The sequence below is a fragment of the Streptomyces tanashiensis genome (genome assembly GCF_014648895.1).
GTDB lineage: Bacteria > Actinomycetota > Actinomycetes > Streptomycetales > Streptomycetaceae > Streptomyces > Streptomyces tanashiensis.
This window is the reverse complement of the sequence record NZ_BMRZ01000002.1, coordinates 508,977-533,970: the sequence shown is the minus strand read 5'-3', so window position 1 is coordinate 533,970 and position 24,994 is coordinate 508,977. Positions and strand designations below refer to the sequence as shown.

The window sequence follows — 24,994 nt, the reverse complement described above, 5'->3', positions numbered from 1 at the left end:
CGTGCCCGACCAGACTGCCAGCCGGGACGGGCCACGGCACCACCCCGGACGGCAGTCCGGGACGCGACACCGCCCCGGTCAGCCGGTCGGGCCCACCGGCGCGCTGCTGCGTCCCTCGTCCCTGCCGCTGAGCTCGGCGTCGAGCGTCTCCTGGGCCACGCGCATCGTCTCGGCGTACACCGGGTCCTTGAGCCGCCGCCACATCTCGTCCTCGGCGACCTCCTCGACGCGGCAGCTCACCCACCAGATGTTCCCGAAGGGGTCGCGCACCCGCCCGCCGCGCTGCCCGAAGGCGTCGTCGGCGAGCGGGGTGACGACATGGGCCCCCGCGGCCGTGGCCCGGGCGAACGCCTCGTCCGCGTCGGCGACGAACACGCGCAGCAGGCTGGGCAGCACGGGCCAGTCCGCACGCCGGTCGAAGGCCAGCACGACGGTGTCGCCGACCCGGATCTCACCGTGACCGATCGCTCCGTCCTCGGTGGCCACCCGGGCCAGCTCCTCACCCCCGAACGCCCGGGCGACGAAGTCGAGGAAGGCCCCCGTGTCGTCGGTGACGACCCAGGGCGCCACGGTCGTGTAGCCCTTCGGAGCGGTGCCGTGGTGCTCGGACATCTTCCTGATCCCTTCGCCGATGTGCCCCTCTGCCGTACGAGAGTCACGCTAGGCCCGATGTAGGTCAGGGTCTGTCCGACATGACCGGTCAGGCCGGCGCGCTCACCGCGTCCGGGCCGCTGCGCGCGATGATGGCCGCCGTGTCCACGCCCGCCGGCAGCGTGCCGAAGGCGAGGCCCCGGTCGCCGTCGAGGCGGGAGGCGCAGAACGCGTCGGCGATCGCCGGGTGACCGTGCCGGACGAGCAGCGAACCCTGCAGGACCAGGGCGAGCCGCTCCACGAGCCGCCGCGCCCCGTACGCGACCGCGTCCGGGTCGCCGAGCCCGGCGAGGTCCTTGCGCAGGCCCGCGACGGCCGCGTCGAGGCGCCGGTCGGCCCCCGCGCCCCGGTCGACCTCCGCGAAGTACGCCTCCACGGCCTCCGGCTGACGGCCCATCGCCCGCAGCACGTCGAGCGCGGCGACGTTCCCGGAGCCCTCCCAGATGGACGGCAGCGGCGACTCCCGGTAGAGCCGGGGAAGGCCCGAGTCCTCGACGTAGCCGTTGCCGCCGAGGCATTCGAGCGCCTCGGCCGCGTGCGCGGGAGCCCGCTTGCAGACCCAGTACTTGGTGACGGCGAGCCCGAGCCGCCGCAGCTGCTCCTCCTCCGCGTCGCCCCGAGCCGCCCGGTCCACCGCCCCCGCGAGGCGCAGCGCCGCCACGGTGGCGGCCTCCGCCTCGACGGCCAGGTCGGCGAGCACGTTCCGCATCAGCGGCTGGTCCACGAGCCGGGCCCCGAACGCCTCGCGGTGCGTGGCGTGGTGCACGGCCTGCACGAGCCCGAGGCGCATGCCGGAGGCCGAGCTGATGGCGCAGTCGAGCCGCGTCATGTTGACCATCCGGATGATGGTGGCCACCCCGCGCCCCTCCTCGCCGACCAGCCGGCCGAGGGCTCCCTCGTACTCGATCTCGGAGGAGGCGTTGGACCGGTTGCCCAGCTTGTCCTTGAGGCGCTGGAGGCGGATCGCGTTGCGGCTGCCGTCGGGCAGCACCCGGGGCACCAGGAAGCAGGACAGACCGCCGGGAGCCTGCGCCAGGGTGAGGAAGACGTCCGACATCGGCGCCGAGGTGAACCACTTGTGCCCGGTCAGCGCGTACTGCCCGGGCTCGCCCGTGGGCACCGCCCGGGTCGTGTTGGCCCGGACGTCGGAGCCGCCCTGCTTCTCGGTCATCGACATCCCGGCGATGATGCCGCGCTTCTCCGTGGGCACCCGCAGGCCGAAGTCGTACGAGGAGGAGGTGAGCAGCGGCTCGTACGCCTCGGCCACCTCCGGCTGGACGCGCAGCGCGGGCACCGCGGCGTACGTCATGGAGACCGGGCACAGGTGCCCCGCGTCGGCCTGTCCCCACACGAACACCTTGGCCGCGCGCGCCACGTGCGCGCCCGGCCGCTCGTCGCGCCAGGGAGCTCCGTGCAGTCCGTGGCGGACGGCCACGTCCATCAGCTCGTGCCAGTACGGGTGGAACTCGACCTCGTCGATCCGGTGTCCGTACCGGTCGTGGGTGTGCAGGACGGGGGAGTGGCGCTCGGCGAGCCGTCCCCACTCCTGGGCCTCCTCGCCTCCCGCCCTCGCGCCGAGCTCGCGGACCTCGGCCTCGGCCCAGCCGGCGCCCTCCCGGCGCAGCGCCTCCAGGAGCGCGGGGTCGGCGGAGACGTCGTAACCGGTCAGTGGCGGTACCTGGTTGGTGACCTCATGCGTGGTCGGCATCGGGAACTCCCAGTGCTCGCAGGGTGAAGGTGACGAGTGCGGGTACGGTTTCGGGCCCGACGGACCCCTCCGCCAGCGGTCCGACGAGCGCCTCGGCGCCCGCCCCGACCAGCGCCGAGGCCGTCAGGAGCGGGTCCTGGGGCGGCAGCTCGCCCGAGCGCACGCCCTCCTGGACGCGCGCGGCGAACACGTCGCGGAACGCGCGCCGGAAGACGAGCCGCTCCGCGTCGACGGCCGGGTCGACCGGTTCGGCGAGCAGCGCGTAGGCGAGGCGCGGTGACTTCAGGGCCCGCTGGGCGAAGGTCTCGATCACGGCGACCACCCGCTCGGCCGCCGATCCGTGCCCGGAGTGGCCGGCCGCCGCGGAGACGGCCGCGACCTCCCGGCTCACCACGGTCCTGAACAGCTCGACGGCGAGTTCGGCCTTGCTGGGGAAGTGGCGGTACATGCTGCCCGTGGCGATTCCGGCGCGCGCGGCGACGGCGGCCATCGTGCAGCCCGCGTACCCCTGCTCGCCGAGCAGCCCGAGGGCCGCGTCGACGACCGAGGCGCGCTGGGCGTCGAGCCGGGCCTGGACGGCGGGGGTGCGTCGGTAGGGCATGGAAGGAGTGAAGCAGTGATTCACTGCTTCATCAAGAGGCCGGAGGAAGGCGCACGCCCCGGAGGAGCCGGCGCCCGGCTCCGTCAGCGGCCCGTCAGGTCGCGGAGCGCGAAGTCGACCGGCAGCGGGGTGCCCAGTTCGTTGAGGGCTTTGACGAGCTTCTTCTCCTCGTACGTGAAGTGCGACTCCACGAGCGCGACGAGACCGTCCAGCTCGCCGCGGACCCGGCGTACCTCCGCCGGGTCCGGGTCGCTCATCGGCTCGGCCGGGAGCGTGTCGAGGAGGGCCTGGAGGCTGACCAGGATCTCCTCCACCTGCGCATGGTCGCGGGCCAGCTCGTCGAGCACGGGCCGCAGGTCCGGGTACGCCTGGGCGAGGACGGGGAAGACGCCTCGGTCCTCGGCGGTGTGGTGGCGGGTGAGCGCGGAGCAGAAGGCGAGGCAGTGGGCCCGCAGGTTCCGGGGGCGGGTGCCGGCGCCGGAGAGGAAGGAGTCCAGTTCCTCGCGGAGGCGGGCGAGCTCCTCGCGGAGCCAGAGGTGTACGTCGACGAGCTGGTTCCCGAACGCCGCGAGGCGGTCGGCAGGTTCGGAGGTGGTGGCCATGCGCCGCATGATTCCACCGGGCGGGGTCCGCGCACGCCCCCGTGTCGCTCCGGGACGGCGCACGCCCCTTCCCGGGACGGAAAGGGGCGTGTGCCGGACGGGGACGGGGTCAGCCGGTGAAGACCTCGGTCAGGGACCAGATGGCGAGGCCCGCCATGCAGACGCCGCCGATGCGCTGCACGGTCTTGAGGGGGACGCGCTTGGCGATGAACCGGCCCGCGATCAGGGCGAGGGCGGAGACCGTCGTCAGGGCGGCGAAGGAACCGATCGCCGTCGACCAGGTGCCGTTGGTGGCGGCCAGGTTGGCGGTGGTGATCTGGGTCAGGTCGCCCCACTCGCTGATGAAGACGGCCATGAAGGCGGTGGAGAAGACGGGCCAGAAGCCGCTGACCGTCCGGCCGCCCTCGTCGGCCTCGTCGTCGTCGCCCCCGCCGCGCAGCAGCATGAACGCGCCGAAGCCGAACATCAGGGCCGAGACCAGTTTGACGCTCCAGCCCGGGAGCAGCCCGAGCAGGCTGCCGGCGCCCACCGCGATGGCGACATGGGCCAGGAAGGCGGTGGAGGTGCCGATCCACACGTACAGCGGACGCATGCGCGTGCCCATGGCGAGGGACGCGAACATCGTCTTGTCGGGAAGTTCGGCGAGGAAGATCAGCCCGAAGGCGGTGAGGATCGCCAAGGGGTCGAGGTGCATACCGGGGCTCTCTGCTCGGTCCGGGCCCCGCGGCTCCGCACGACACCTCGGTGGGCGACGGGAGGACCACTCGGCCCGGCATGACGGACCACGCCCACGGGAACGCGGGCATGGCTGTTGCCTGGCCGAAGGTCTCGCCCGTCCGCGTCGTGCGCGGACCCGGTCACCGGGAACCCGGGGGTTCCAGTGTGTCGACGACCGGTTCGCAGGGCTACTCCCCTTCGCTCTCGCCCAGTGTAACGGATCGGGGCGCGAGGGTGGGTAGACAGCGTCTACTCGATCTTGGTAGACAGTGTCTATGCATGAGAACGACAAGGAGAACGAGGACGGGCTGCGCGACCGGCTCGTCCGGGTCGGCGTCGAGCTGCTCGACGCCGAGGGGATCCAGGCCCTCTCGCTCCGCGAGATCGCCCGCCGCGCCGGGGTCTCCCACGGAGCGCCCCGGCGGTACTTCCCCGCCCATCTGGACCTGCTGTCCGCCATCGCCCGGCAGGGCTTCGCCGACCTGGCCGCCCGCGTCGCCGAGGAGGACCCCGTGGGAGCGTCGGCGCGCGAGCGGATCGAGGTGCTCGCCCGCGTCTACCTCGACTACGCCGACACCCGGCGCGGCATGTTCGAGCTGATGTTCCGCCACGACCTCCTGGAGAGCGGCAGGCTCGGACTCCGTGAGACCAGCCTGCCGCTCTTCGCCCACCTCACCGCGCTCGTCGCCCGGGTGCGCCCCGGGGCCGAACCCGCCGTTCTCGCCGGCGCCCTCTGGGCCAACCTGCACGGCATCGCCCAGCTCTGGCACTGGGGCAGCCTCCGCCTCGCCACCGGCGGCGACGACCCCGGCCCCCTCCTGACCGCCGCACTCGACGCCCACCTCGGACCCGCGGAGGCCACCCCGTGAACCGCACCCTCGCCTGCAGCGTCGTCGGCGCCGCCGTCGTCGCCCTCGACGGCACGGTCCTGACCGTCGCCCAGCCCGCCCTCCAGCACGACCTGCACGCCCAGGTCGGCCAGGTGCAGTGGACCAGCACCGGCTACCTCGTCGCCGTCGCGAGCCTCCTCGTCCTCGCCGGCCGCCTCGGCGACCGGTACGGCCACCGGCGGGTCTTCGCCGTCGGAGCCTTCGGCTTCGCCGCCGCCTCCGCCGGGATCGCCCTGGCCCCCGGCATCGGCACGGTGATCGCGCTGCGCGTGCTCCAGGGCGTCTGTGGGGCGCTCCTCCAGCCCGCCACCCTCGGCATGCTGCGCACGGCCTACCCACCGGACCGGCTCGCGACCCCGATCGCCGTGCGCACCGCGGCCATCGGCCTGGCCGCAACGGCCGGCCCCCTGGTCGGCGGCGCGCTGGTCTCCTCGTACGGCTGGCGCGCGGTCTTCCTCCTCGGCGTCCCCCCGACCCTCGCGATCGGCGCACTGGCCTTGACGTCGCCGGGCCGCACGGCTCCGGCGGACGGCACGGCCGCGGAGGACCGCCCGCTTCTGCCCGGCCCCTCGTCCTCGCCGCGCCCCGCATCCGGTCTCGCCGCGCTCGATCCGTTCGGCGCGCTCCTGCTCGCCCTCACGCTCGGGCTTCTGGTCCAGGGCCTCGACGCGGCCTCGCGGCCCGGCGGCGCCGGGGGCGCGCTGCTCGCCTGCGGCGGCGCCGTCGCGGCCGGGGTGGCCTTCGCCCGGCAGGAGCGCCGGGTCGCGGACCCCCTGCTGCCCCCGGCGCTGCTCCGGAGCGCACCGGTCGTCGCCGGGCTCGCCGCGCTCCTCGCGGCCTCGGCCGCCCTGTCCGGCGCGCTCTTCGTGACGACGTACTTCCTCCAGGACGTCCAGGGCCTCGACCCCCTCGCCTGCGCCCTGCGCTTCCTGCCCCTCGCCGTCCTCATGATCCTCGGCGCGCCGCTCTGCCCGCCGCTCCAGCGCCGCTTCGGCCCCCGGCGCACCGCGACCGCGGGGGCCGCGCTGCTCACGCTCGGGGTCCTGCTGCTCTCCCGGCTCGATGCGACGGCCGGCGCGGTTCCCGTCGGCGCCGCCGCCGCGCTGATCGGAGCCGGGTTCGTCACGCTCATGGTCACCGCGACCTCCGTCGTCGTCCACCGCGCCCCCGCCGAGCACGCCGGGGTCGCCGGCGGACTCCAGCAGACCGCGATGAACGTCGGACCGGCGCTCGGCGTCGCCACCGCGACCCTGCTCCTCGCCCTGGTCCCCGACGGCGGCTTCGTACCGGCCGGGGGCGCCGCCCTCCCCGCCCTGACGCTGATCGCCGCGCTCGCCCTTCCCGCCGCCCTGGCCCTGCCCGCCCGCGCGGTCCGGCGGGGGACACGCCCGGAGCCCGCCGCACCCGGGGCGGGAGGACAGCGCTGCGTACGATCATGAGATGCCCGCAGCCGGTCACCGTCACCCTCCCGGCACGGCGGCGCGCACCCAGTTCAACCTCGGTCGCGCCCTGCCCTTCCTGGTCCTGGTGCTGACGGTCCTCGCCGACCTCATCACTCCCGACCGGGAGCGCTTCGACCGCCTCCTCGTCGCGGCGCCCGCCCTCGCGGCCGTCACCTGGCCCGTGCGCGCCACCGTCGCCATCGGCCTGACCGCGATGGGCGTCCGCGCCCTGCTCGACTTCACCCGGGGCCAGGGGTTCGCCTCCGACCTCCTCGCCAGCGAGGCCATCCTCGCCGCGGTGACCGCCGCCGCGGCCTGGGTCAGCCGGGTCAGGACCCGCTACGAGCGGGACCTGCGCGAGGTCACCGCCGTCGCCGAGGTCGTCCAGCGGGTCGTCCTGCGCCCCCTGCCCGAACGCCTCGGCCGGTTCGAACTGCACCTGCTGTACGTCGCGGCCGCCGCCAAGGCGCGGATCGGCGGCGACTTCTACGAGGCCGTCAGGATCCCCGGCGCGGTCCGCGTGATGCTCGGAGACGTCCAGGGCAAGGGCCTCGGCGCCGTGGAGACGGCCTCCGTCCTGCTCGGTTCCTTCCGCGCCGCCGTCAACGACGCACCCGATCTCGGGGTCCTCGCGGACCGGCTGGACGAGGGCCTGGCCCGCTACGGCGCCTGGGACCCGGACTCCGACGCCGCCGAACGCTTCGCCACCGTCGTCCTGGTCGAGTTCCCCGACGGCCAGGACGTCGTACGGCTCCTCAGCTGCGGCCACCCCGCCCCGCTGCTCCAGGGCGCGAACGGCGTCGAGCCGGTGCACTTCGCCGACCCGTCGCTGCCGGTCAACCTCGCGGGGCTCGCCGAGAACCACCACCGGATCGAGGAGGTGCCCTTCGGGCCGGGGGAGCGACTGCTCCTCTACACGGACGGAGTCAGCGAGACCCGCGACCGGACGGGCACGTTCTACCCGCTGGAGCTGCGTCTGCGCGGCTGGGCCCGGGAACCGGCCGCGGAGCTGCCGGAGCTGCTCCACCGCGACCTCTCGGCGTACGGGGCGGGCGGCCTCGACGACGACGTCGCCGCCGTCGTCGTGGTCCGCCCGCCCGCAGCACCCTGATGACCGGCGCGGACCCCCGGCGCCAAACATCGACTCTGGGGCGGCTTGTGTCGTTGCCACCCGGTTGCGCGTCCTGTGCGCCGTTCGTGCGCTCTGGTCGCTCGGTTCCCGGTACGTGAGGCTTGCGACGGTCCGCCGTGCGGACGGCCCACAGCCCAGTCGAGAGGAACGGGTGCACGTGCCCCAGGACAACCCCTTCGCCCATGGATCGTCCGAGGAATTCCCCGGCTTCCCGGGCATCAGGGCGGGCCTCACCGCCGCCGAGACCTCCCGCCTCACCGGCCGCGGCCTCTGGGCCGCCGACGGGACCGTCGACCCCGACGTCGTCCGGCTCGCCCAGACCCTCACCAGCGCCCTCCTGAACGGAGACGGCGACGACGGCTCCGAACCCCTGCTCCCCGCCGAACTCGCCGCGCACATCGAGGAGGTACGCGGCCTCGCCCTCCCCGCGTACCACCGCATCGAGGCTTCGGACGGCATCCGGCTCTCCGCCTTCAGCCTCCGGCAGCGGGGTCCCGGCCCGCACCCGCTGGTCGTCGTCCCGGCCGGCTGGACCCCTTTCGGCTGGCCGCTGTTCCTCTGGTCCTACCTCGCCCTCGCCCGCAGGGGCTACCACGTCCTCGCCTACACGCCCCGCGGCCTCGGCATCCCCGGACTGCCCTCCACCTCCGAGGGCTTCGTCGACGTCGCCGGACCCCACGACTGGGCCGACGGCTCCGCCGTCATCGACTTCGCGACCGATCACCTCGCCCCGAGCGTGATCGGCTTCCTCGGCGAGTCCTACGGCTCCGGCATCAGCCAGCTCGTCGCCGCCCACGACGACCGCGTCGCCGCCGTCGTCGCCCTCAGCACCTGGGGGAACCTCGCGACCAGCCTCTACGACCACGACACCCGCCACCTCGCGGCGGTGAAGGCCCTCCTCGCGCTCACCGGCGGACCGCCGGAGACGAAGTTCGACGCGGCGAACCAGGAGGTCCTCGCCGACTTCCTGGCCGACCGGAACCTCGACAGGGTCGTCGAGTGGGGCCGGCTGCGCGCCCCCGAGTCGTACCTCCACCTCACCAACGAGAACGAGACGCCCACCTTCTTCTCGAACACCTGGCACGAGGGGCTCTTCGCCGTCAACCAGCTCCTGGAGACCTTCGAAGGGCTCGAGGTCCCCAAGCGGCTCAACCTCTGGATCGGAGACCACGCCGCCCCCGAGGGGCCGGGGCTCATCGGCACGGAACCCGGCAGGGCCAACCTCCCCATGGCCGAGGCGTACGCCTGGCTCGACCACCACCTGAAGGGCGAGCGCAACGGCGTGGAGGACTGGGACCAGGTCTGCGGCCAGGTGATGTTCACCTACGTCACCGAACCCGTCCCCGACCCCGACACCGGCGAGCCGACCGGCGAGAACCGGATCGTCGAGGAGGCGCTCCGGGAACACCGGGCCGACTGGCGCGGGGTCACCACCGGAGTCGAGGTCCTCGGCCTCACCGGCGACGGCGCGGCCGGCACCGACGGCCGCCTCCTCCCCGCGGGCGAGACGACGGCTCCCTCGGAGGTCACCGGCTGGCGCCGCGCGTTCCTCGCGGGCGTCGACACCGAGGCCACCGTCATGGACGCGCTGATGAAGACCGGCCAGGCGGAGCGGGCCGGCAACCCCAAGACCTACGACACCCGCAAGATCGACCGCAGGCACGCCCTCGCCTGGATCACCGCGCCCCTCACCGCCCCGCAGGGCGAGGGCACGGCCGCGCGCAGGATCCGGGGCATCCCGAGGCTGCGCCTGACCGTGCGCTCCACCGCCGCCTCGGCCGGCCTCGTCGCCCACCTCTTCGACGTCGCGGAGGACGACACGGCCCGGATCGTCACCCACGAGCCGCTCAACCTGTACGGGCTGACGCCCGACGAGGACCGCACCGTGACCTGGCGGCTCCAGGCCGCCGCGTACGACATCGCCCCGGGCCACCGGCTGATGCTGGTCGTCGACAGCAAGGACCCGCTGTACGGGGACGCCTCCGTCACCTGGACGCAGACCGTCGTCAGCTCCGCGGAGGACGCGCCGGCCTTCCTGGAACTGCCGCTGGGCTGACGGCCGTACGGAGGGATCCGGGTGCCCGTGTCGCCGGGCACCCGGATCCCCGCAGGGTCACGCCACCGGCGCGAGCCCCAGGTGCTCCCGGAGCGTCGTCCCCGTGTACGCCGTGCGGTAGACGCCCCGCTCCTGGAGTTCCGGCACGAGCAGCTCGACGATGTCGTCGAGTCCGTCCGGCACCAGGTACGGCGAGATGTTGAAGCCGTCGACGGCCCCGTACCGGGCGAACCGGGCGAACTTCTCCGCGAGCCCGGCCGGGGTGCCGACGTGACCGCGCTGCGGACCGAGCTCGATGACCGTCTCGCGCAGCGACCAGCCGTTGGCATCGGCCTTCGCCCGCCACTCGGCCACCGTGTCCAGGGTCTCGCCCAGCTGACGCGTGCCGAACTTCCCGTCGTACGCGGCGACCACCGGATCCTCGGCGGGCAGCGGCCCGTCCGCGTCCCGCCCGGACAGGTCGAAGCCCCACAACCGGCTCGCGATGCCCAGCGCGACGGCGGGGGTGACCTGTTCGAGGCGGACCCAGCGGGCCTTCTCCTCCGCCTCCTTCTCCGTGGCCCCGATGACGATCTCCGTGCCCGGCAGGATCCGCAGGGCGTCCTCCGGCCGTCCGGCCGCCCGCAGGCGCCTCCGGACGTCCTCGGCGAAGGCGAGCGCGTCGTCGAAGTCCGTGCCGTGCGCGGAGAAGATCACGTCCGCGTTGCGGGCGGCGAAGTCCCGGCCCTCGCCGGAGTCGCCCGCCTGGAAGATCACCGGATGTCCCTGCGCGCCGCGCGGCAGCGTCGGCGCCAGATCGACGTCGAAGTGGTCGGTCCGCGACCGTACGCGTCCCACCGCACCCGGCACCGACCAGGACCGGGCGTCGGCGGAGGCGGCCACCGCGCCCTCCGCCCAGCCGTTCCACACGGCGCGTGCGACGGAGAGGAACTCCTCGGCCCGCCGGTAGCGGTCGGCGTGGTCGAGGAACCCGCCCCGCCGGAAGTTCTCGCCGGTCCAGGCGTTGTGGGTGGTGACCACGTTCCAGCCGGCCCGGCCGCCGGAGAGCAGGTCGAGGCCCGCGAGCCGGCGGGCGAGGTCGCCGGGCTCGTTGTAGGTGGTGTTGGACGTGGAGACGAGACCGATCCGCTCGGTCGCGGCGGCCAGCGCCGACAGCTGGGTGATCGAGTCCGGGCGGCCGGCGACGTCCAGCTCGTGGATGCCGCCCTCCGACTCGCGCAGCCGCAGGCCGTCCCCGAGGAAGAAGGCGTCGAAGAGTCCGCGTTCGGCGGTCCTGGCCACCCGCAGGAAGGACGCCGGATCGATCTGGGAGCCGCTGGACGGGTCCGACCAGATCGTCCAGTGGTTGACGCCCTGGAAGAACACCCCGAAGTGCAGCCGGGCGTCCGGGCGGGGGACGTCGTTCACGTCGGCGCGGGTCATCGGGTCTCCTCCCGGACGAGCGCGGCGGCACCGTCGGTCGTGAAGCGGCTGAGGGGCCGGGGGAGGCCCAGGGAGGTGCGCAGGGTGGTGCCCGGCAGCGGGCGGGCGGCGATCCGCCGGACGAACAGCTCGGGCAGCACGAGACGGGAGAGCACCGCCAGGTCCTCGTCGAGGACCAGCGGTCGCAGCCGCACCCCGTCGACATGGCCGCCCAGTTCCGCCAGGAGGTCCACCAGACCGGTGGCGGAACCGGAGTACCGCAGCCGGTCCGGGCCGCCTTCCCACGGGGCGTACCGCTCCAGGTCGGCGATCCGCTCCCGCGCCGACTCGCCCGGGGTGTCGAGGGCGACCTCGATCTCGGCGAAGGCGAGGGGCGCGCCGGACACCGAGGCCGCCTCGGCCACCTCGGACGGCGTCGCTCCGCCGACCAGTGCCACATCGGTGAGACCGGGCGGGACGAGTTCCGGGCGGGCGAGGACCACGGGCCGGCCCTGCGGCGGCCGCGGCACGATCGACGGGCCCTTCACGGAGTACGTCTCCCCCGTGAAGTCGATGGCGTGGAGCCGGGACCGGTCCAGGTAGCGGCTGGTGGCCACCGACCGGATCACCGCGTCGTCCTCCCACGAGTCCCACAGGTCCCGCACGACACGGAGGCCGTCCCGGGCCTCACGGGCGAGGGCGTCGGCGCCCTCGACGACCGGCCGCCCCCAGGCGCGCGCGGCCGCCGGATCCTCCTCGACCCCGACCACCCAGCCGGCCCGGCCGGCCGAGACGTGGTCGAGCGAGGCCAGCTGCGAGGAGATGTGGAACGGCTCGGCGTACGTGGTCGCCACGACCGGTGCCACACCGAGGACGCTCGTCGACGCGGCCACGAACGCGGCGCGTTCCACCGCGCCGATCCGGCCCACGGGATCCGGGCCGCCGGCGGTGCCGGGCGGCAGGACCGAGTCCTCCAGGGTGACCAGGGAGAACCCGGCGTTCTCGGCGACGGCCGCCACCCGGGCGAGCCGACGCGGGGTCAGCAGCTCGCCGGGGGAGTGCGCGGCACGGCGCCACGCGGCCGGATGGGCACCGTCGCCGTCGATCTCGACGGCCAGGTGCAGGGCAGGGCGGGGCATGGGAGTCCTTCCGAACGACAGGGGCGCGCGACGGCACGGCAGCGGTGCGGGGCACGGCTGCGGGGGACCGGGCGACGGGACGTCAGCGGAGGCGCGGACCCACGGAGGGCGGGGTCAGGCGCGAGGGGAAGGACAGATGGCCGAGGAGGTACGGCAGAAGTCGACGTGCCGGCGGCAGACGAGGCGGGCACTGGAGCGGGCGGGGACGTGCGCCGTGGCGATCACTGCGAGCACCTGCGCCTCCCCCCCCGGTTCCGGTCCCGCCCAGGTGTGCGGGCGGAGACACCTCACCATAGGCAGGCCGCCTTCGACGCTGTCAAGGTCGTCCCGGCCGCCGGAACGTCAGGACGGCACCGGGGGAGGGACGTTGTCACGACACGCTCCGGGACGAGGACCCGATCCTGTGTCAGACCCTGGGCTGACCGAAGGTCGGCCCAGGGAGGGACGCGTGGGCCCGGTACCGGCCCCTAGCGTGCAGGCATGATCCGATTCACCAGGGCGGCCGCCGCCGCCGTTCTCGTCTGCTCCCTCGCCTTACCGGCCGGCGTCGCCACGGCGGCCGGCCCGGACAGCCCGACCACCGCCGCACCGGCGGCCGCAGGTGCGGCACAGGTCGCGCGGGCCGCCACCCTGCCGGCCCCGACCGGGCCGTACGCCGTCGGCAGCACCGTCCTGCCGCTGGTCGACCGCTCCCGTACCGACCCCTGGGTGCCCACCGCCGACGGCCGCGCGCTCATGGTCACGCTCCACTACCCGGCCGCCCGTTCCGGCGGCGGCCGCCCCGCGCCGTACGCCACCCGGGACGAGGCGCGGCTGCTCGCCGTGCAGCTCGGGCCCGGAGTCTCCGGCGACGTGCTCGCCCGCACCCGCACCCACAGCAGGACCGGCGTCCGCCCCGCGTCCGGCCGACACCCCCTGGTGCTGCTCTCGCCGGGCTTCGGCGTCTCCCGCTGGACGCTCACCCATCTCGCCGTGGACCTCGCCTCGCGGGGCTACATCGTCGCCTCCGTCGACCACGCCTACGAGTCCTACGGGATCAGCCTCCCCGGCGGCCGCACCCTCACCTGTGTCGCCTGCACGGCACTCGACGAGGGCGGGGTGCACGGCAGTGTCGTCACCTCGACCCGCGCCGCCGACATGCGGTACGTCCTGGACCGGCTCACCGGGCCCGAGCCCGTCTGGCGGTACGCCGACGTGATCGACGCGCGCCGCGTCGGCATGGCCGGCCACTCCATCGGCGGGGCGAGCGCGGCCACCGCGATGGCGGCCGATCCGCGCATCGACGCCGGGATCAACATGGACGGCGCCTTCTGGGAGGACCTCCCGGCGGATGGCCTGCGGGGCCGCCCGTTCCTGATGCTCGGGACCCACGACAGCATGCACCTGCCCGGCGGGCAGGACACCAGCTGGGACCGGACGTGGACCGCGCTCGACGGCTGGAAGCGCTGGATCACGGTCGCCGGATCCGAACACTTCACCTTCTCCGACGGCCCCGTGATCGCACGTCACTTCGGGCTGCCCCAGCCCGAGCTGCCCACCGACCGGGCCGTCGCCGTCACCCGGACCTACGTCGCGGCCTTCTTCGACCAGCACCTGCGCGGGATCCCGCGCCCGGTCCTCGACGGCCCGACGCCCGCGAACCCGGAGGTCCACTTCCAGCACCGCTGACACCGCCCCGGGCGGGGGTCAGGAGCGGTACGGGGTGTTCGCCTCCGCCCAGTCGGCCAGCGCCCGCGCGCACTCGGCGACCGATTCGCGCCAGGTGCGCGCGGCACCGTCACCGGCCTCGTCGCTGACGTGCTTCACGATGCGCAGCGGCACCCCGGCGAGCTCCGCCGCCGCCGCGAGCGCGTACCCCTCCATGTCGACGAGCGGCGCCCGCTCCGCGAGCCGGGCGCGGGCCGCCTCGTCCGAGATGAACGCGTCGCCGGTCGCCAGCACCACGTCGCCACCGTCGGGCAGCGTCAGCGGAGCGCCGTACGTCTCACCGGTCAGCGTCGCCAGCAGCTGCCCGTCGAGGTCGTGCTGCAGCACCGTCCCGACGACGTGCGTCCCGGTCCAGCCCGGACGCAGCGCCCCCGCGGTCCCGAGGTTCACGATCCCGGACGGCCGGGGCCCCCGGCCGAGCACCGTCGACAGCGCGGTCGCTGCGTTCACCTTGCCCATGCCGGTGAGCAGGACGGGCAGCTCCGTGTCGAGGAACTGCGCCTCCTCCTTGACGGCGAGCACGAGCAGGGGACGGTCGGCCGTGATCTCTCCCAAGAGTTCCATGGAGGCCACGCTAGTTCGAGCGGCCACCCGCCGTACAACCGGGCGGTGCTCAGCCCAGCGACTTCCCCCGCTCCGCCAGTGCGTCGCCGAGCACGCGCAGGGCCTTCGGGCCCACGCCGTGCAGGGCGGCGAGCTGGGCTACGGGCACACCGTCGAGCTGGGCGAGCCGCGTGTACCCGGCCGCGACGAGCGCACGCGTCGCCGGCGCGCCGATCCCGCGCGGGAGGTCGGACTCGGGCCGGTCGGATGCGTCTGCCATGGACCGATGGTGCCACGCGGGGGCGTGCGGGGCCGGTCGGGAGACGGGCCGGGAGCGCGGGCGCTCCCGTTCCCCGTCCCCTCCTCACACCGGCAGCAGCCGGCCGATCAGCGCCCCCAGCTGACGGGCGTTGCGGCACGGGCGCATCTCCACGAGCTCCGCGTAGGCCGGAGCCACCGAGTCGCCCGTGCCCCACAGCGAGGGCTGTTCGGGGTTGAGCCAGTGGACGCGGCGCGCGCGTTCCGCGACGAGCCGGAGCGCCGCGAGATTCGGATCGGCACCGTTGGTGCGGGCGTCGCCGAGCACGAAGACCACCGTGCGCGGGCCGACCGCCTCCGCGTACCGCTCGGCGAACTCCCCGAGCGCCGTCCCGTAGTCGCTCTGCCCGTGCCACCCCGTGAGCTCCGCCTCGGCGAGGATGCGGTCACCGAGACCGGCCGGGTCGGCCGCGCCCCGCGCGATCAGCCCCGTCACCTCGTCCACCCGGTTGACGAAGGCGAAGACCCGCACCCGGCTGAACTGGTCGTGCAGCGCCTGCACCAGCAGCATCGTGAACTGCGCGAAACCGGCCACCGATCCCGACACGTCGCACAGCAGGACCAGCTCGGGACGCTGGGGACGGCGCCGTCGCAGGACCGGGCGCACCGGCACACCGCCGGTCGACAGCGAGCCGCGCAGCGTCCGCCGCAGATCGATCTCCCCACGGGCCGCCCGGCGCCGCCGCGCCGCGAGCCGGGTGGCGAGCTTCCGCGCCAGCGGCCGTACCGTACGCCGCAGCTCGTCCAGCTGCGCCCGCCCGGCCAGCAGGAAGTCCACGCTGTCCGCCGTCCCCGCGACCGCCCGCCGCGCGACCCGGTCACGGCCCTGCCGCTCGGCGACACGCCGGCGGGCCTCGGTCCGCACGCGCTCCCGGAAGGCCTCGATCCGCCGCCGGATCTCGTCGTCGAGCAGCCGGTCGGTGAACTCGGGGTCCTCGGCGCCGGCCGCGGCCCGCAGCCGGTCGCGCACCCGGGCGAGGAGGGTCTCGGGGCGCACCCGGGAGAGGGTCTGGTACGAGGACCAGCCGTCCGACTCCGGACCGGAGCCGTAGCCGCCGAATCCGCCCACGGCCTCGGCGGCCAGCCGGTCGAGCGCGGCGTTGTCCCCGGCGGTGAGGGCCTCCGCGAGCCGGTCGCGCAGGGCGGCGAGGTCCGCGGGGGTGTTCTCGTCCGCCTCGGCCGGTCCGGGAGCGCCGCCGAGCGGGAAGTAGAGGTCGAAGACCTGGTCGAACACCGTGCGCTGGACCTCGCCGTGGAGGAGCGTCGCCGCCAGCGCCTCCCGGACCCGCTCCCGGTCGGTGAAGCCGACCGCTTCGAGCGCGAGGCCGGCGTCCACGGTCTCGCCGGTGCCGATGCCGAACCCGTGCGCGCGCAGCGCCGCGACGAGCCCGGTGAGCCGCACGGCGGCCCCGGCGGGCGCCTCGTCCCGCGTACCGGCTCCGTGAGCCCGGTCGGAGGCCGGCCGGCTCACACCGCGTCCAGGTCGAGCTTGGCCGCCGCCTTCACGATGTCCTCCTGGTGCTTGAGGAGGACCCCGAGGGTCTCGCGCACGATCCGCTCGTCCAGCCGGTCCGCACCGAGCGCGAGCAGCGTGCGGGCCCAGTCGATCGTCTCCGACACGGACGGCACCTTCCGCAGGTCCATGGCCCGCAGCGCCCCCACGACCCGTACGACCGAGGCGGCGAGCGCGGCGTCGAGACCGGGGACCTTGAGGGTGACGATCCGGCGCTCCAGCTCCTCCTCGGGGAAGCCGATGTGCAGGAAGAGACAGCGCCGGCGCAGCGCCTCGGACAGCTCGCGGCTCGCGTTCGAGGTGAGCACCGTGAACGGCCGTCGTGTCGCCGTGATCGTGCCCAGCTCGGGCACCGTCACCTGGAAGTCGCTGAGCACCTCCAGGAGCAGCCCCTCCACCTCGACGTCCGCCTTGTCGGTCTCGTCGATGAGCAGCACCGTCGGATCCTCGGAACGGATGGCGGTGAGCAGCGGCCGGGGGAGGAGGAACTCCTCGCCGAAGATGTCCGTCCGCGCCTCGTCCCAGGACTCGCCCCGCCCGGCCGTGATCCGCAGCAGCTGCTTGGCGTGGTTCCACTCGTAGAGCGCGCGGGACTCGTCGACGCCCTCGTAGCACTGCAGCCGGACCAGGCGCGCCCCCGTGACCTCGGTGACGGCCTTGGCGAGCTCCGTCTTGCCGACGCCGGCCGGTCCCTCGACGAGCAGCGGCTTGCCCAGCCGGTCGGCGAGGAAGACGGTCGTGGCGACGGCCGGCGACGCCAGGTAGCCGGTCGTGGCGAGCCGTTCGGCGACGTCGTCGACGGAGGTGAAGAATCCGGTCGTCATGGCTGTCCCCCGGGAAGCGGAATCTCGTACTGGCCAGTAGCCTCAGCTGTACTTGATCAGATCGGGCACCACCGCACAACCGTCCGGCGCGAGCTCCGTGCCGCGCGCCGGGCGGCGGCCGCTGGTGCAATGGGGGGACCGGGTACGCCACCCGGAGGCCCGCACGGCGGTGGAGGTGTCGTGGCGGAACGGGACGAGGCCCTCCCGACCAGGGCACGGGCCCTGGAGCAGGCGATCGGCGAGATCGGCACGACGCTCGACGAGACGACCACCTGCCGTGAGCTCGCGGCCTTCCTCGCCCGCCATCTGCACGGCTCCGTCACCGTCGACCTGCACGGCGAACCGGGAGGACCGGTCCGCCGCGCGGCGACGGCGGGCACGGCGGACACCGGTGGCGGCGACAGCGCCCCCAGCCTCGCCGCACCCCTCTCCGTCCACGACGAGGACGCCCTCGGGACCGTGACCGTCACGCGCGGCGGCCCCGTCTTCTCCCCCGACGAGGCCGCGGTCCTCCGGCACACGGCCAGGCTCGCCGCCCGCCATCTCGGCCACGCCCGCCGGCTCGTCGCCACCGAGGACACGGCTCTCCACCTCCAGCGCGCCCTCGTCGCCGAACCCGGCAGGCCGCACCCCAACCTGGAGATCGCGGGCGGCTACCTCCCGGCGGGTCCCCGCGCCCTCGTGGGCGGCGACTGGTTCGAGACCGTACGTCTCCACTTCGGCCGCAGCCTCCTCGTCGTCGGTGACGTGATGGGCCACGGCCTCGACGCGGCCGTGGACATGAACGCCTATCGCACGGCGCTCCGCGAGGTCGCCGCGACCGACCTGCCGCCGCACCGGGTGCTGCGCCACCTCGACTCGGTGGTCGCCGAGGACGACGCCCGCCGGCCCGCCACCTGCCTGCTCGTCCGGGTCGACCCGGCCCGGGGCACCGCCACCTTCGCCAGCGCCGGGCACCTGCCGCCCGTCGTGTTCGGCACGGACGGCTCCGCGGAGCTCGTCGACCTCCCGGTGGGTCCACCGCTGGGCACCGGCGTCGGGGGCTACGAACCCACCACGCGACCGCTCGCCCCCGGCGAGACCCTGCTGGTCTTCACCGACGGCCTCGTCGAACGGCGCGGGGAGGACATCGACGTCTCGCTCGCCCGCCTCGCCGCCCTCCGGCTCCCCCCGGACTCCGGCCCCGAGCAGGTCGTCGAAGAGGTGCTGCACCGCCTCGACGCCCTTCACGCGGAGGACGACGTGGCCGTGCTCGCGGCCCGCATCCGCACCCGCCCCGCATCGTGACAGAGGGTCACTTTCTCCCCACGCGCCGCGGTGACGGACGGTCACACCACCTTCTCCGACCACCTGTTTCTCGCCACGGCGGGATTCTTCCGGCAGGACGCTTGTGCACGGCCCCCGGGCCCGGCACGCTCCTCGTATGAACACGGCCAGGCATGCCAGTGAACGTCTGATGAGCTGGCCCTCGCTGACCCCCGGCCGCGCCCATTGCGGCGCCGAGCTCGGACTCGGCACAGGGACGCAGGAGATCGTCCATTTCCACGGCGAGCACGAGGCGGACGTCCACCTCACCCGTGCCATGGTCGCGAAACTGCGCCCGGCCCTCCTCGGGTCGAGCGCGGTCCGGCTGCGGGCCGGGTCCGGCTGGGTGACGGTCCGGCTGGACATGGGCTCGGACATCGACCTGCTCGCCACGCTGGTGAGCGCGGCCCTCCAGGCCAACGGTGTGCCCGACATCGCCCCGGACGGCTGCACCCGCACCCTTCCGATCTCCGGCGCCCGCTGAGCCCGTGGTTCTAGGACGGCACCGGGAACAGCATGCAGGTGCTGGTCGCGTGAGCGAGGAGGCGGTCCTCGGCGTCGTACAGGCCGGCCTCCGCGAGCGCCGTGCGGCGCCCCTGTGACAACACCGTGCCGACGGCCCGGATCTTGCCCGTGTCCATCGTGACCGGGCGGAGGAAGCGGGTCGACAGGTCGAGCGAGGTGTACGCCGTGCCCTGCGGGAGCGTGCTGTGGACCGCGCAGCCGGCGGCCGAGTCGAGCAGCGTCGCGTACACGCCGCCGTGCACGCTCCCGATCGGGTTGTAGTGCTCCTCGCCCGGTTCGAGCGCGAACACCGCGCGCCCCGGCTCGACCTCTTCCAGGGTGAATCCGAGCAGGGCGGCGATGGGCGGCGCGGACAGCCGGCCCGCCACCATCTCCCGCAGAAATCGATTCCCGCCATCGACATCGCGGCCCGCGCGGTGGCCCCGGCGTCCTCCCACTCGACCGTGCGTGACCGCCCCATCACCACTCCACTCCACCGGCCATCTGACTCTGTACGGCGAAGCTAGCTCCCGTGCCAGCTGACTGTCAACGACAGAGCCAGGTGGCTACAGTGGGCGGATGAACTGGCTGGAGACGGATACGGAGAACTGCCCGGTCCGCCGTGCCCTGGACGTCGTGGGCGAGAAGTGGAGCCTGCTCATCCTCCGCGAGGCCTTCAACGGCGTGCGCCGGTACGACGAGTTCCGCCAGCACCTCGGCCTCTCGGAAGCAGTCCTCGCCGACCGCCTCCGCAAACTCGTCGCCGCCGGTGTGCTGCGCAGCGAGCCCTACCGCGAACCGGGCGCCCGCACCCGCCACGAGTACCGGCTCACCCGCAAGGGCGTCGACCTCTGGCCCGTGCTCCTCGCCCTCAAGCAGTGGGGCGACACCCACGCCGGTGAGCCGGAGGGGCCCGTCCTCGACATCCGGCACGACGCGTGCGGGGCCCCCGTCCGCGTCGTCGTCCAGTGCGAGGGCGACGAACAGGCCGTCCTCACGCCCCGCGACGTCACCGTCCGCACGGGCCCGGCCGCCCGCCCCCGCCGCGCCGGCTGACGCCCCACCGGCCCGCCAGGCCCTCCGGTCCGCGCTCCAGCGGCCCGTCGGCCCCGCGTTCCACACCGACCGGCCCGCCCGGGCCGGTGCTCCGCCGGACCCGCCCCACCCGTTCGGCCCCTCCCTGCGATGCCCCGAGGCCCGGCCGGGTACCTCACCAGGCATGCCCTCCACACCCGGTCCGCCGCGCGACGGTGCCCCCGCCGAACACGGCCACTGGTTCGCACGGCTCCACGCCCGTGTCCTCGCCTCCTCCGTCGGCCTCGCCTGGAACCGGGGCCGGGCCATGGAACTCATGCACCGTGCCATGGGCTTCGCGGCGCTCAGCCTGCTCACCCTCGTCCCCCTGCTCATCGTCGTCGCCGCCGCCGACCTCGCCAGCGGCCAGGGCTTCGCCCGCTGGCTGGTCCAGGGCCTCGGCGTCTCCGAGGTCTCGGAGGAGGAGGTCGAGCGCCTCTTCGGCCAGCCGGGACAGGCCCTGCAGCGCACCACGGCCTTCGGCCTCGCCGCACTCGCCGCCTTCGGCGTCACCTTCGGATCCGCCGTACAGACCGGGTACGAGCGGGCCTGGGACCTCCCCACCGCCCGCTGGCACACCATGTGGAGGCACGTCGTCTGGCTCGCCGTCCTCGTCGCGTCCCTGCTGCTCTTCGTGGCCTTCCCCGCCCCCGAGAAGGCCTCGGCGGGCGTCACCGTCGTCGTCGCCCTCGGTGACCTCCTCGGCACCTTCCTCTTCTTCTGGTGGTCGCAGCGCTTCCTGCTCTGCGGCCGTATCCGCTGGCGGGCCCTCGCCCCCGGCGCCGCCCTCACCGCGCTCGGCCTCCTCGGGCTGCGGGTCTTCTCGCAGCTCGTCTTCTCCCCGCTGATCGCCTCGAACGCCGTGACGTACGGCCAGTTCGGCACCGTCCTGGTCCTCCAGTCCTGGCTCGTCGGCGTCGGCTTCGTCGTGTACGGAGGCGCCCTCGTCGGACGCCTCGTCCACGAACATCTCGTCCGCCGCCGGCTCAGGCGTCCCGTATGAACCCCTACTGGTCCCGGCGCCGCACCGCCAGGACCGTCACCGCCGCCCCGCCCAGCGTCCACAGCGCGTACACCAGCCACGCCCCGCCCGCCGACCAGGGGAACAGCTCCTCGGCGGGCGGTCCCGCGTCCGCGAGCCGCTGCCAGGCGTGGAGCGGGGTCGCGTGGGCGAGCACCGCCGTCAGGTGACGCCGGTCCGTGAGGACCGCCGGCAGCAGCAGGAGCAGGACCACCGCCCCGACGACCGAGTTCGCGCCCCGCCGCAGCAGCGCGCCGATCGCCATCCCGGCCACCGCGCAGACCGGGGCGAGGAGGGCCGAGGCCACGACGATGCGCGCCGCTCCCGGATGGGTTATCGGGAGCCCGATGTCCCGGGCCGACAGCATCGCCTGCGTCGACCAGAACGAAGCGCCCGCGACCACCGCTCCGAAGGCGGCCTGCACCACGGTCACGACCAGCACCTTCGCCGCCATGAGCGCGCCCCGCGCCGGCACCGCCGTGAACGTCGTACGGATGAGCCCGCTGCCGTACTCGCCGACCACCGCGACCGCTCCCATGGCGGCCGAGGAGAGAATCAGGACCAGTGCCGCGTTGTACGTGAAGGCGTCCCACAGCGCCATGTCGTTCGCCACGAACTCGGCCCGGCTCGCCTCGTCGTACTGGAGGAAGTACCGGTAGTGGTCCCAGGCGGTCCCGAAGTTGAAGGCGACCACGACGATCGCGCCGAGCAGCAGCGACCAGCCCGTCGAGCGCAGCGACCACAGCTTCAGCCACTCCGACGCCACCAGGTCACGGAAACGGGCCCGGGGCTCCGCCACGGAGGCCACGGGAAGATCGAGGGTCGTCATCGCTTGTCTCCTGCCAGGTACTCGACGCTGTCGGCGGTCAGTTCCATGAACGCCTCCTCCAGGGAGGCCGTACGGGTCGTGAGCTGGTCGAGCAGCACCCGGTGCTCCAGGGCCAGTTCGCCGACGCGGGCCGCCGGGAGCCCGGTCACCGTCAGCGCGCCCGCCTCCTCCCGGACCTCCGCCCCCTCCGCGAGCAGCAGCTCCGTCAGACGCGCCCGGTCCGGCGTGCCGACCGTCACGCTCAGGCGTCTGCCCCGCGCGGCGAACTCCGCGAGGCTCTCCGCCGCGATCAACGCGCCCCGGCCGATGACCACCAGCTCGTCCGCCGTGTGCTCCATCTCCGTCATCAGATGGCTCGACACGAAGACGGTGCGGCCCTCCGCGGCGAGCCCGCGGAACAGCCCCCGCACCCACTTCACGCCCTCCGGGTCGAGGCCGTTCAGCGGCTCGTCGAACAGCAGCACCGGCGGGTCGCCGAGCAGCGCGCCGGCGATGCCGAGCCGTTGCCGCATGCCCAGCGAGAAGCCGCCGATGCGGCGCCCGGCGGCTGCCGCCAACCCGACCTCCTCCAGGACCTCGTCGACCCGGGAGCGGGGGATGCGGTTGCTGCGCGCGAGGACCGCCAGATGAGCCCGGGCGGTCCGGCCCCCGTGCGCGTCCCCGGCGTCGAGGAGCGCGCCGACGTGCCGGAGGCCGCGCGGCCGGTCCGTGAAGGGCCGCCCGGCGACCGTCACCGAGCCGCTCGTCGGCGTGTGCAGTCCCAGGATCATCCGCAACGTGGTGCTCTTGCCCGAGCCGTTGGGGCCGAGGAATCCGGTGACCCGGCCGGGCCGGACGGTGAAGGTGAGCGCGTCGACGGCGGTCGTGGCGCCGTAGCGCTTGGTGAGTTCCCTGACTTCGATCATGGGCACCACCGTGCCGCCCGGGCCCCGTGCAGGGCATCGGACCAGCACGGACATTCGGCGGCGGCCCTGTCACCCCGGGTCGTACACCCTCGGTCCGATGACCGGGCCCGGGGCGGCCCTCTACGATCACGGCATGTCCGCCACCCGGTCCGCACAATTGTTCAAGAGGGTCACGCCCGGAGGGTGGGCCGCGGTCGCCTGGGGCGCGGGCATGGTCTTCACCGCCCTCCTCCGGATCCGCGTGCCCGGCCAGGAGGGGCCGGACGTCCTGCCCGGTTTCGTCATCCTGCGCTGGGACGGTCTGCTCATGCTGACCGTCGGCACGCTCCACACTCTTCGCGGCAGCGCCCTCCTGACCCGGCGTCCCACCGCCGCCCTCAACCACCTCCTCGTCGCCCCCGTCGTCGCCTCCACCCCCCTCGGCGTCACCGCCATCCCCTTCGCCCAGTACCTCGCGGTCGACGTCGCTCTGTACGCCATCGCCGCCGCCCGCCCCCGCCGCGAGGCCTGGCGGGCGCTCCTGCTCGCCCTCGGTCTTCTCGTCGTCTACCTGGCCGTGCGTGTGCTCGCCGGCTGGCCCGCCGGCACCACGGGCACGCTGGCCGTCGCCCTCACCGCCCTCGTGGCCTGGCTCCTCGGCCGCTCGGAGGGGCAGGCCCGGGAGTACGCCGAACGGAGCCGCACACAGGCCACCGAGCAGGCCGTCACCGCCGAACGCCTCCGGATCGCCCGCGAGATGCACGACACGGTCGCCCACAGCATCGGCATCGTCGCCCTTCAGGCGGGTGCCGCCCGGCGCGTCATCACGACCCAGCCCGAGGCCGCCCGACAGGCGCTCGGCGAGATCGAGACGGCGAGCCGCGAGACCCTCGCCGGCCTGCGCCGCATGCTCGGCGCCCTGCGCACGGCGGACACGGAGGCGGAGACGCGGTCCGAGCCGGGCCCCACCGCACCCGGCCGCGCCGAACCCGCCGACGACGTGCGAGGACTCCCCGAGATGCCCGGACTCGCCGCCCTCGACCGGCTCGCCGAACTCACCGGGAAGGCCGGCGTCCGGGTCGTCGTCCGCAGGGTCGGAGCCCCCTGCCCACTGCCCCCGGACATCGACCTCTCCGCCTTCCGGATCGTCCAGGAGTCCGTCACCAACGTCGTGCGGCACTCGGGCGCCGTCTCCTGCGCGGTCACCGTCGACCAGCGCGACCCCGACTCCCTCGCCGTCACCGTCGAGGACCGCGGTCCCGCCGCAGGCCACGCGCGCGTGAGCCCCGGCCCGGGCTCCGGCTACGGCCTGACCGGGATGCGGGAGCGCGTCGCGGTGCTGCGCGGAGAGTTCACCGCGGGACCCCGCCCCGGCGGCGGTTACCGCGTCACCGTCCGCCTTCCCCTGCCCACAGGAGCCACCACCCGATGAGCGCGACCACCGTCGAGCAGCCCGTCCGCGTCGTCCTCGCCGACGACCAGCCCCTGGTGCGCACCGCGCTCCGGATGGTCATCACCGACACCACGGACCTCGTCGTGGTCGCCGAGGCCGCGAACGGCGCCGAGGCCGTCCGTCTCGTCGAGGAGACCGGCGCCGACGTCGTCGTCATGGACCTGCGGATGCCCGGGACGGACGGCATCGAGGCCACCCGGATCATCACCGAGGGCCCCGCCGACGCCCGCGTCGTCGTCCTCACCACCTTCGACGACGACGACCACGTGTACGCGGCGCTCCACGCGGGCGCGTCCGGATTCCTCGTCAAGGACATGGCCCTGGACGACATCCTCGCCGCCGTCCGCGTCGTCGCCTCCGGCGACGCCCTCATCGCGCCGAGCGTCACCCGGCGGCTCATCAAGGAGTTCACCGGTCGCCCGAGGACCGAGCCGGCGGCACCGCGTCGCCGCGCCGAGGGGATCACGGACCGCGAACGCGAGGTGCTCACCCTCGTCGGACGCGGCCTGTCCAACACCGAGATCGCCGGCGAGCTCCACATCAGCATCGCCACCGCGAAGACCTATCTGACCCGGCTGCTCGCGAAACTGGACGCACGCGACCGCGTGCAGCTCGTGATCATCGCGTACGAGGCGGGTCTGGTCTCGGCCGCCTGAAGGCTCCGGAGGCGCTCACACGAT

At 74.4% G+C, this 24,994-nt stretch carries 24 protein-coding genes and 1 pseudogene; 11 read left to right on the top strand and 14 right to left on the bottom strand.

Going from position 1 to position 24,994, the window contains the following annotated elements:
• Positions 1-78 precede the first annotated feature (78 nt).
• From IE237_RS08085 to IE237_RS08065, 5 genes are all read right to left on the bottom strand, one after another.
• Positions 79-612, bottom strand: a complete 534-nt coding sequence (locus IE237_RS08085) for a VOC family protein (RefSeq protein WP_189801112.1) — start codon at positions 610-612, stop codon at positions 79-81.
• An 88-nt stretch (positions 613-700) separates the two neighbouring features.
• Entirely contained in the window at positions 701-2,359 is a 1,659-nt protein-coding gene (locus IE237_RS08080; RefSeq protein ID WP_189801111.1) for an acyl-CoA dehydrogenase family protein, read from the bottom strand.
• Entirely contained in the window at positions 2,343-2,960 is a 618-nt protein-coding gene (locus tag IE237_RS08075; RefSeq protein WP_189801110.1) for a TetR/AcrR family transcriptional regulator, read from the bottom strand. The genes IE237_RS08080 and IE237_RS08075 overlap by 17 nt, the downstream gene beginning before the upstream one ends.
• 83 nt (positions 2,961-3,043) lie before the next feature.
• A complete protein-coding gene (locus IE237_RS08070; RefSeq protein WP_189801109.1) occupies positions 3,044-3,562 on the bottom strand; it encodes a hemerythrin domain-containing protein in 519 nt (172 codons plus the stop codon).
• A gap of 109 nt (positions 3,563-3,671) precedes the next feature.
• Positions 3,672-4,256, bottom strand: coding sequence for a TMEM165/GDT1 family protein (locus IE237_RS08065; RefSeq protein ID WP_189801108.1), 585 nt, complete (start codon positions 4,254-4,256; stop codon positions 3,672-3,674).
• A gap of 298 nt (positions 4,257-4,554) precedes the next feature.
• Here IE237_RS08065 and IE237_RS08060 point away from each other — a divergent pair, with 298 nt between their 5' ends.
• The 4 genes from IE237_RS08060 to IE237_RS08045 all read left to right on the top strand — a co-directional run bounded on the left by IE237_RS08060 (position 4,555) and on the right by IE237_RS08045 (position 9,799).
• Positions 4,555-5,148: a TetR/AcrR family transcriptional regulator gene (locus IE237_RS08060; RefSeq protein WP_189801107.1), complete on the top strand. Its 594-nt coding sequence runs from the start codon at positions 4,555-4,557 to the stop codon at positions 5,146-5,148.
• Positions 5,145-6,608: an MFS transporter gene (locus tag IE237_RS08055; RefSeq protein ID WP_189801106.1), complete on the top strand. Its 1,464-nt coding sequence runs from the start codon at positions 5,145-5,147 to the stop codon at positions 6,606-6,608. The genes IE237_RS08060 and IE237_RS08055 overlap by 4 nt, the downstream gene beginning before the upstream one ends.
• A gap of 1 nt (position 6,609) precedes the next feature.
• Positions 6,610-7,722 (top strand): PP2C family protein-serine/threonine phosphatase, encoded by a 1,113-nt coding sequence (locus tag IE237_RS08050; protein WP_189801105.1) that lies wholly within the window; start codon positions 6,610-6,612, stop codon positions 7,720-7,722.
• A gap of 178 nt (positions 7,723-7,900) precedes the next feature.
• Entirely contained in the window at positions 7,901-9,799 is a 1,899-nt protein-coding gene (locus IE237_RS08045; RefSeq protein WP_229842432.1) for a CocE/NonD family hydrolase C-terminal non-catalytic domain-containing protein, read from the top strand.
• Between the two features lie 57 nt (positions 9,800-9,856).
• Here IE237_RS08045 and IE237_RS08040 read toward each other — a convergent pair whose 3' ends face one another.
• Complete coding sequence (locus IE237_RS08040) at positions 9,857-11,221, bottom strand: NtaA/DmoA family FMN-dependent monooxygenase (RefSeq protein WP_189801103.1); 1,365 nt, start codon at positions 11,219-11,221, stop codon at positions 9,857-9,859.
• The gene (locus IE237_RS08035; RefSeq protein ID WP_189801102.1) at positions 11,218-12,339 is read right to left on the bottom strand and encodes an LLM class flavin-dependent oxidoreductase; all 1,122 of its coding nucleotides are present in this window, start codon (positions 12,337-12,339) and stop codon (positions 11,218-11,220) included. Before IE237_RS08035 ends, IE237_RS08040 begins: the two co-directional genes overlap by 4 nt.
• A 480-nt stretch (positions 12,340-12,819) precedes the next feature.
• On the opposite strand from IE237_RS08035, the gene IE237_RS08030 reads away from it, so the two are divergent.
• Positions 12,820-14,007 (top strand): alpha/beta hydrolase family protein, encoded by a 1,188-nt coding sequence (locus tag IE237_RS08030; RefSeq protein ID WP_189801101.1) that lies wholly within the window; start codon positions 12,820-12,822, stop codon positions 14,005-14,007.
• An 18-nt stretch (positions 14,008-14,025) separates the two neighbouring features.
• Here IE237_RS08030 and IE237_RS08025 read toward each other — a convergent pair whose 3' ends face one another.
• The 4 genes from IE237_RS08025 to IE237_RS08010 all read right to left on the bottom strand — a co-directional run bounded on the left by IE237_RS08025 (position 14,026) and on the right by IE237_RS08010 (position 17,244).
• The gene (locus IE237_RS08025; protein ID WP_189801100.1) at positions 14,026-14,610 is read right to left on the bottom strand and encodes a nucleosidase; all 585 of its coding nucleotides are present in this window, start codon (positions 14,608-14,610) and stop codon (positions 14,026-14,028) included.
• 49 nt (positions 14,611-14,659) lie between these two features.
• Complete coding sequence (locus IE237_RS08020) at positions 14,660-14,869, bottom strand: helix-hairpin-helix domain-containing protein (RefSeq protein ID WP_189801099.1); 210 nt, start codon at positions 14,867-14,869, stop codon at positions 14,660-14,662.
• 84 nt (positions 14,870-14,953) lie between these two features.
• Positions 14,954-16,378, bottom strand: a complete 1,425-nt coding sequence (locus IE237_RS08015) for a VWA domain-containing protein (RefSeq protein ID WP_370468155.1) — start codon at positions 16,376-16,378, stop codon at positions 14,954-14,956.
• Entirely contained in the window at positions 16,375-17,244 is an 870-nt protein-coding gene (locus IE237_RS08010) for an AAA family ATPase (RefSeq protein ID WP_189801098.1), read from the bottom strand. Before IE237_RS08010 ends, IE237_RS08015 begins: the two co-directional genes overlap by 4 nt.
• Positions 17,245-17,424: 180 nt before the next feature.
• Here IE237_RS08010 and IE237_RS08005 point away from each other — a divergent pair, with 180 nt between their 5' ends.
• Both IE237_RS08005 and IE237_RS08000 read left to right on the top strand, forming a co-directional pair.
• Complete coding sequence (locus tag IE237_RS08005; protein ID WP_189801097.1) at positions 17,425-18,531, top strand: PP2C family protein-serine/threonine phosphatase; 1,107 nt, start codon at positions 17,425-17,427, stop codon at positions 18,529-18,531.
• Positions 18,532-18,667: 136 nt separating this feature from the next.
• Positions 18,668-19,033, top strand: a complete 366-nt coding sequence (locus IE237_RS08000) for a luciferase domain-containing protein (RefSeq protein ID WP_229842430.1) — start codon at positions 18,668-18,670, stop codon at positions 19,031-19,033.
• Positions 19,034-19,043: 10 nt separating this feature from the next.
• Here IE237_RS08000 and IE237_RS07995 read toward each other — a convergent pair.
• Positions 19,044-19,534 (bottom strand): annotated as a pseudogene (locus IE237_RS07995) (PaaI family thioesterase).
• Positions 19,535-19,632: 98 nt separating this feature from the next.
• Here IE237_RS07995 and IE237_RS07990 point away from each other — a divergent pair.
• Together IE237_RS07990 and IE237_RS07985 are read left to right on the top strand one after the other, a co-directional pair.
• Positions 19,633-20,109 (top strand): winged helix-turn-helix transcriptional regulator, encoded by a 477-nt coding sequence (locus tag IE237_RS07990; RefSeq protein WP_189801096.1) that lies wholly within the window; start codon positions 19,633-19,635, stop codon positions 20,107-20,109.
• Between the two features lie 163 nt (positions 20,110-20,272).
• On the top strand, positions 20,273-21,130 hold the full coding sequence (locus IE237_RS07985; RefSeq protein WP_189801095.1) for a YhjD/YihY/BrkB family envelope integrity protein: 858 nt from the start codon (positions 20,273-20,275) through the stop codon (positions 21,128-21,130).
• A 4-nt stretch (positions 21,131-21,134) separates the two neighbouring features.
• On the opposite strand, the gene IE237_RS07980 is transcribed toward IE237_RS07985, so the two are convergent.
• Both IE237_RS07980 and IE237_RS07975 read right to left on the bottom strand, forming a co-directional pair.
• Positions 21,135-21,977 carry an ABC transporter permease gene (locus IE237_RS07980; RefSeq protein WP_189801094.1) on the bottom strand — a complete coding sequence of 281 codons (843 nt, stop codon included), beginning with the start codon at positions 21,975-21,977 and terminating at the stop codon, positions 21,135-21,137.
• A complete protein-coding gene (locus IE237_RS07975) occupies positions 21,974-22,882 on the bottom strand; it encodes an ABC transporter ATP-binding protein (RefSeq protein ID WP_189801093.1) in 909 nt (302 codons plus the stop codon). The genes IE237_RS07980 and IE237_RS07975 overlap by 4 nt, the downstream gene beginning before the upstream one ends.
• Before the next feature lie 133 nt (positions 22,883-23,015).
• Here IE237_RS07975 and IE237_RS07970 point away from each other — a divergent pair, with 133 nt between their 5' ends.
• Positions 23,016-24,293 (top strand): sensor histidine kinase, encoded by a 1,278-nt coding sequence (locus IE237_RS07970; RefSeq protein WP_229842429.1) that lies wholly within the window; start codon positions 23,016-23,018, stop codon positions 24,291-24,293.
• Positions 24,290-24,970, top strand: coding sequence for a response regulator (locus tag IE237_RS07965; RefSeq protein ID WP_189801091.1), 681 nt, complete (start codon positions 24,290-24,292; stop codon positions 24,968-24,970). Before IE237_RS07970 ends, IE237_RS07965 begins: the two co-directional genes overlap by 4 nt.
• The last annotated feature ends 24 nt before the right edge of the window (positions 24,971-24,994 follow it).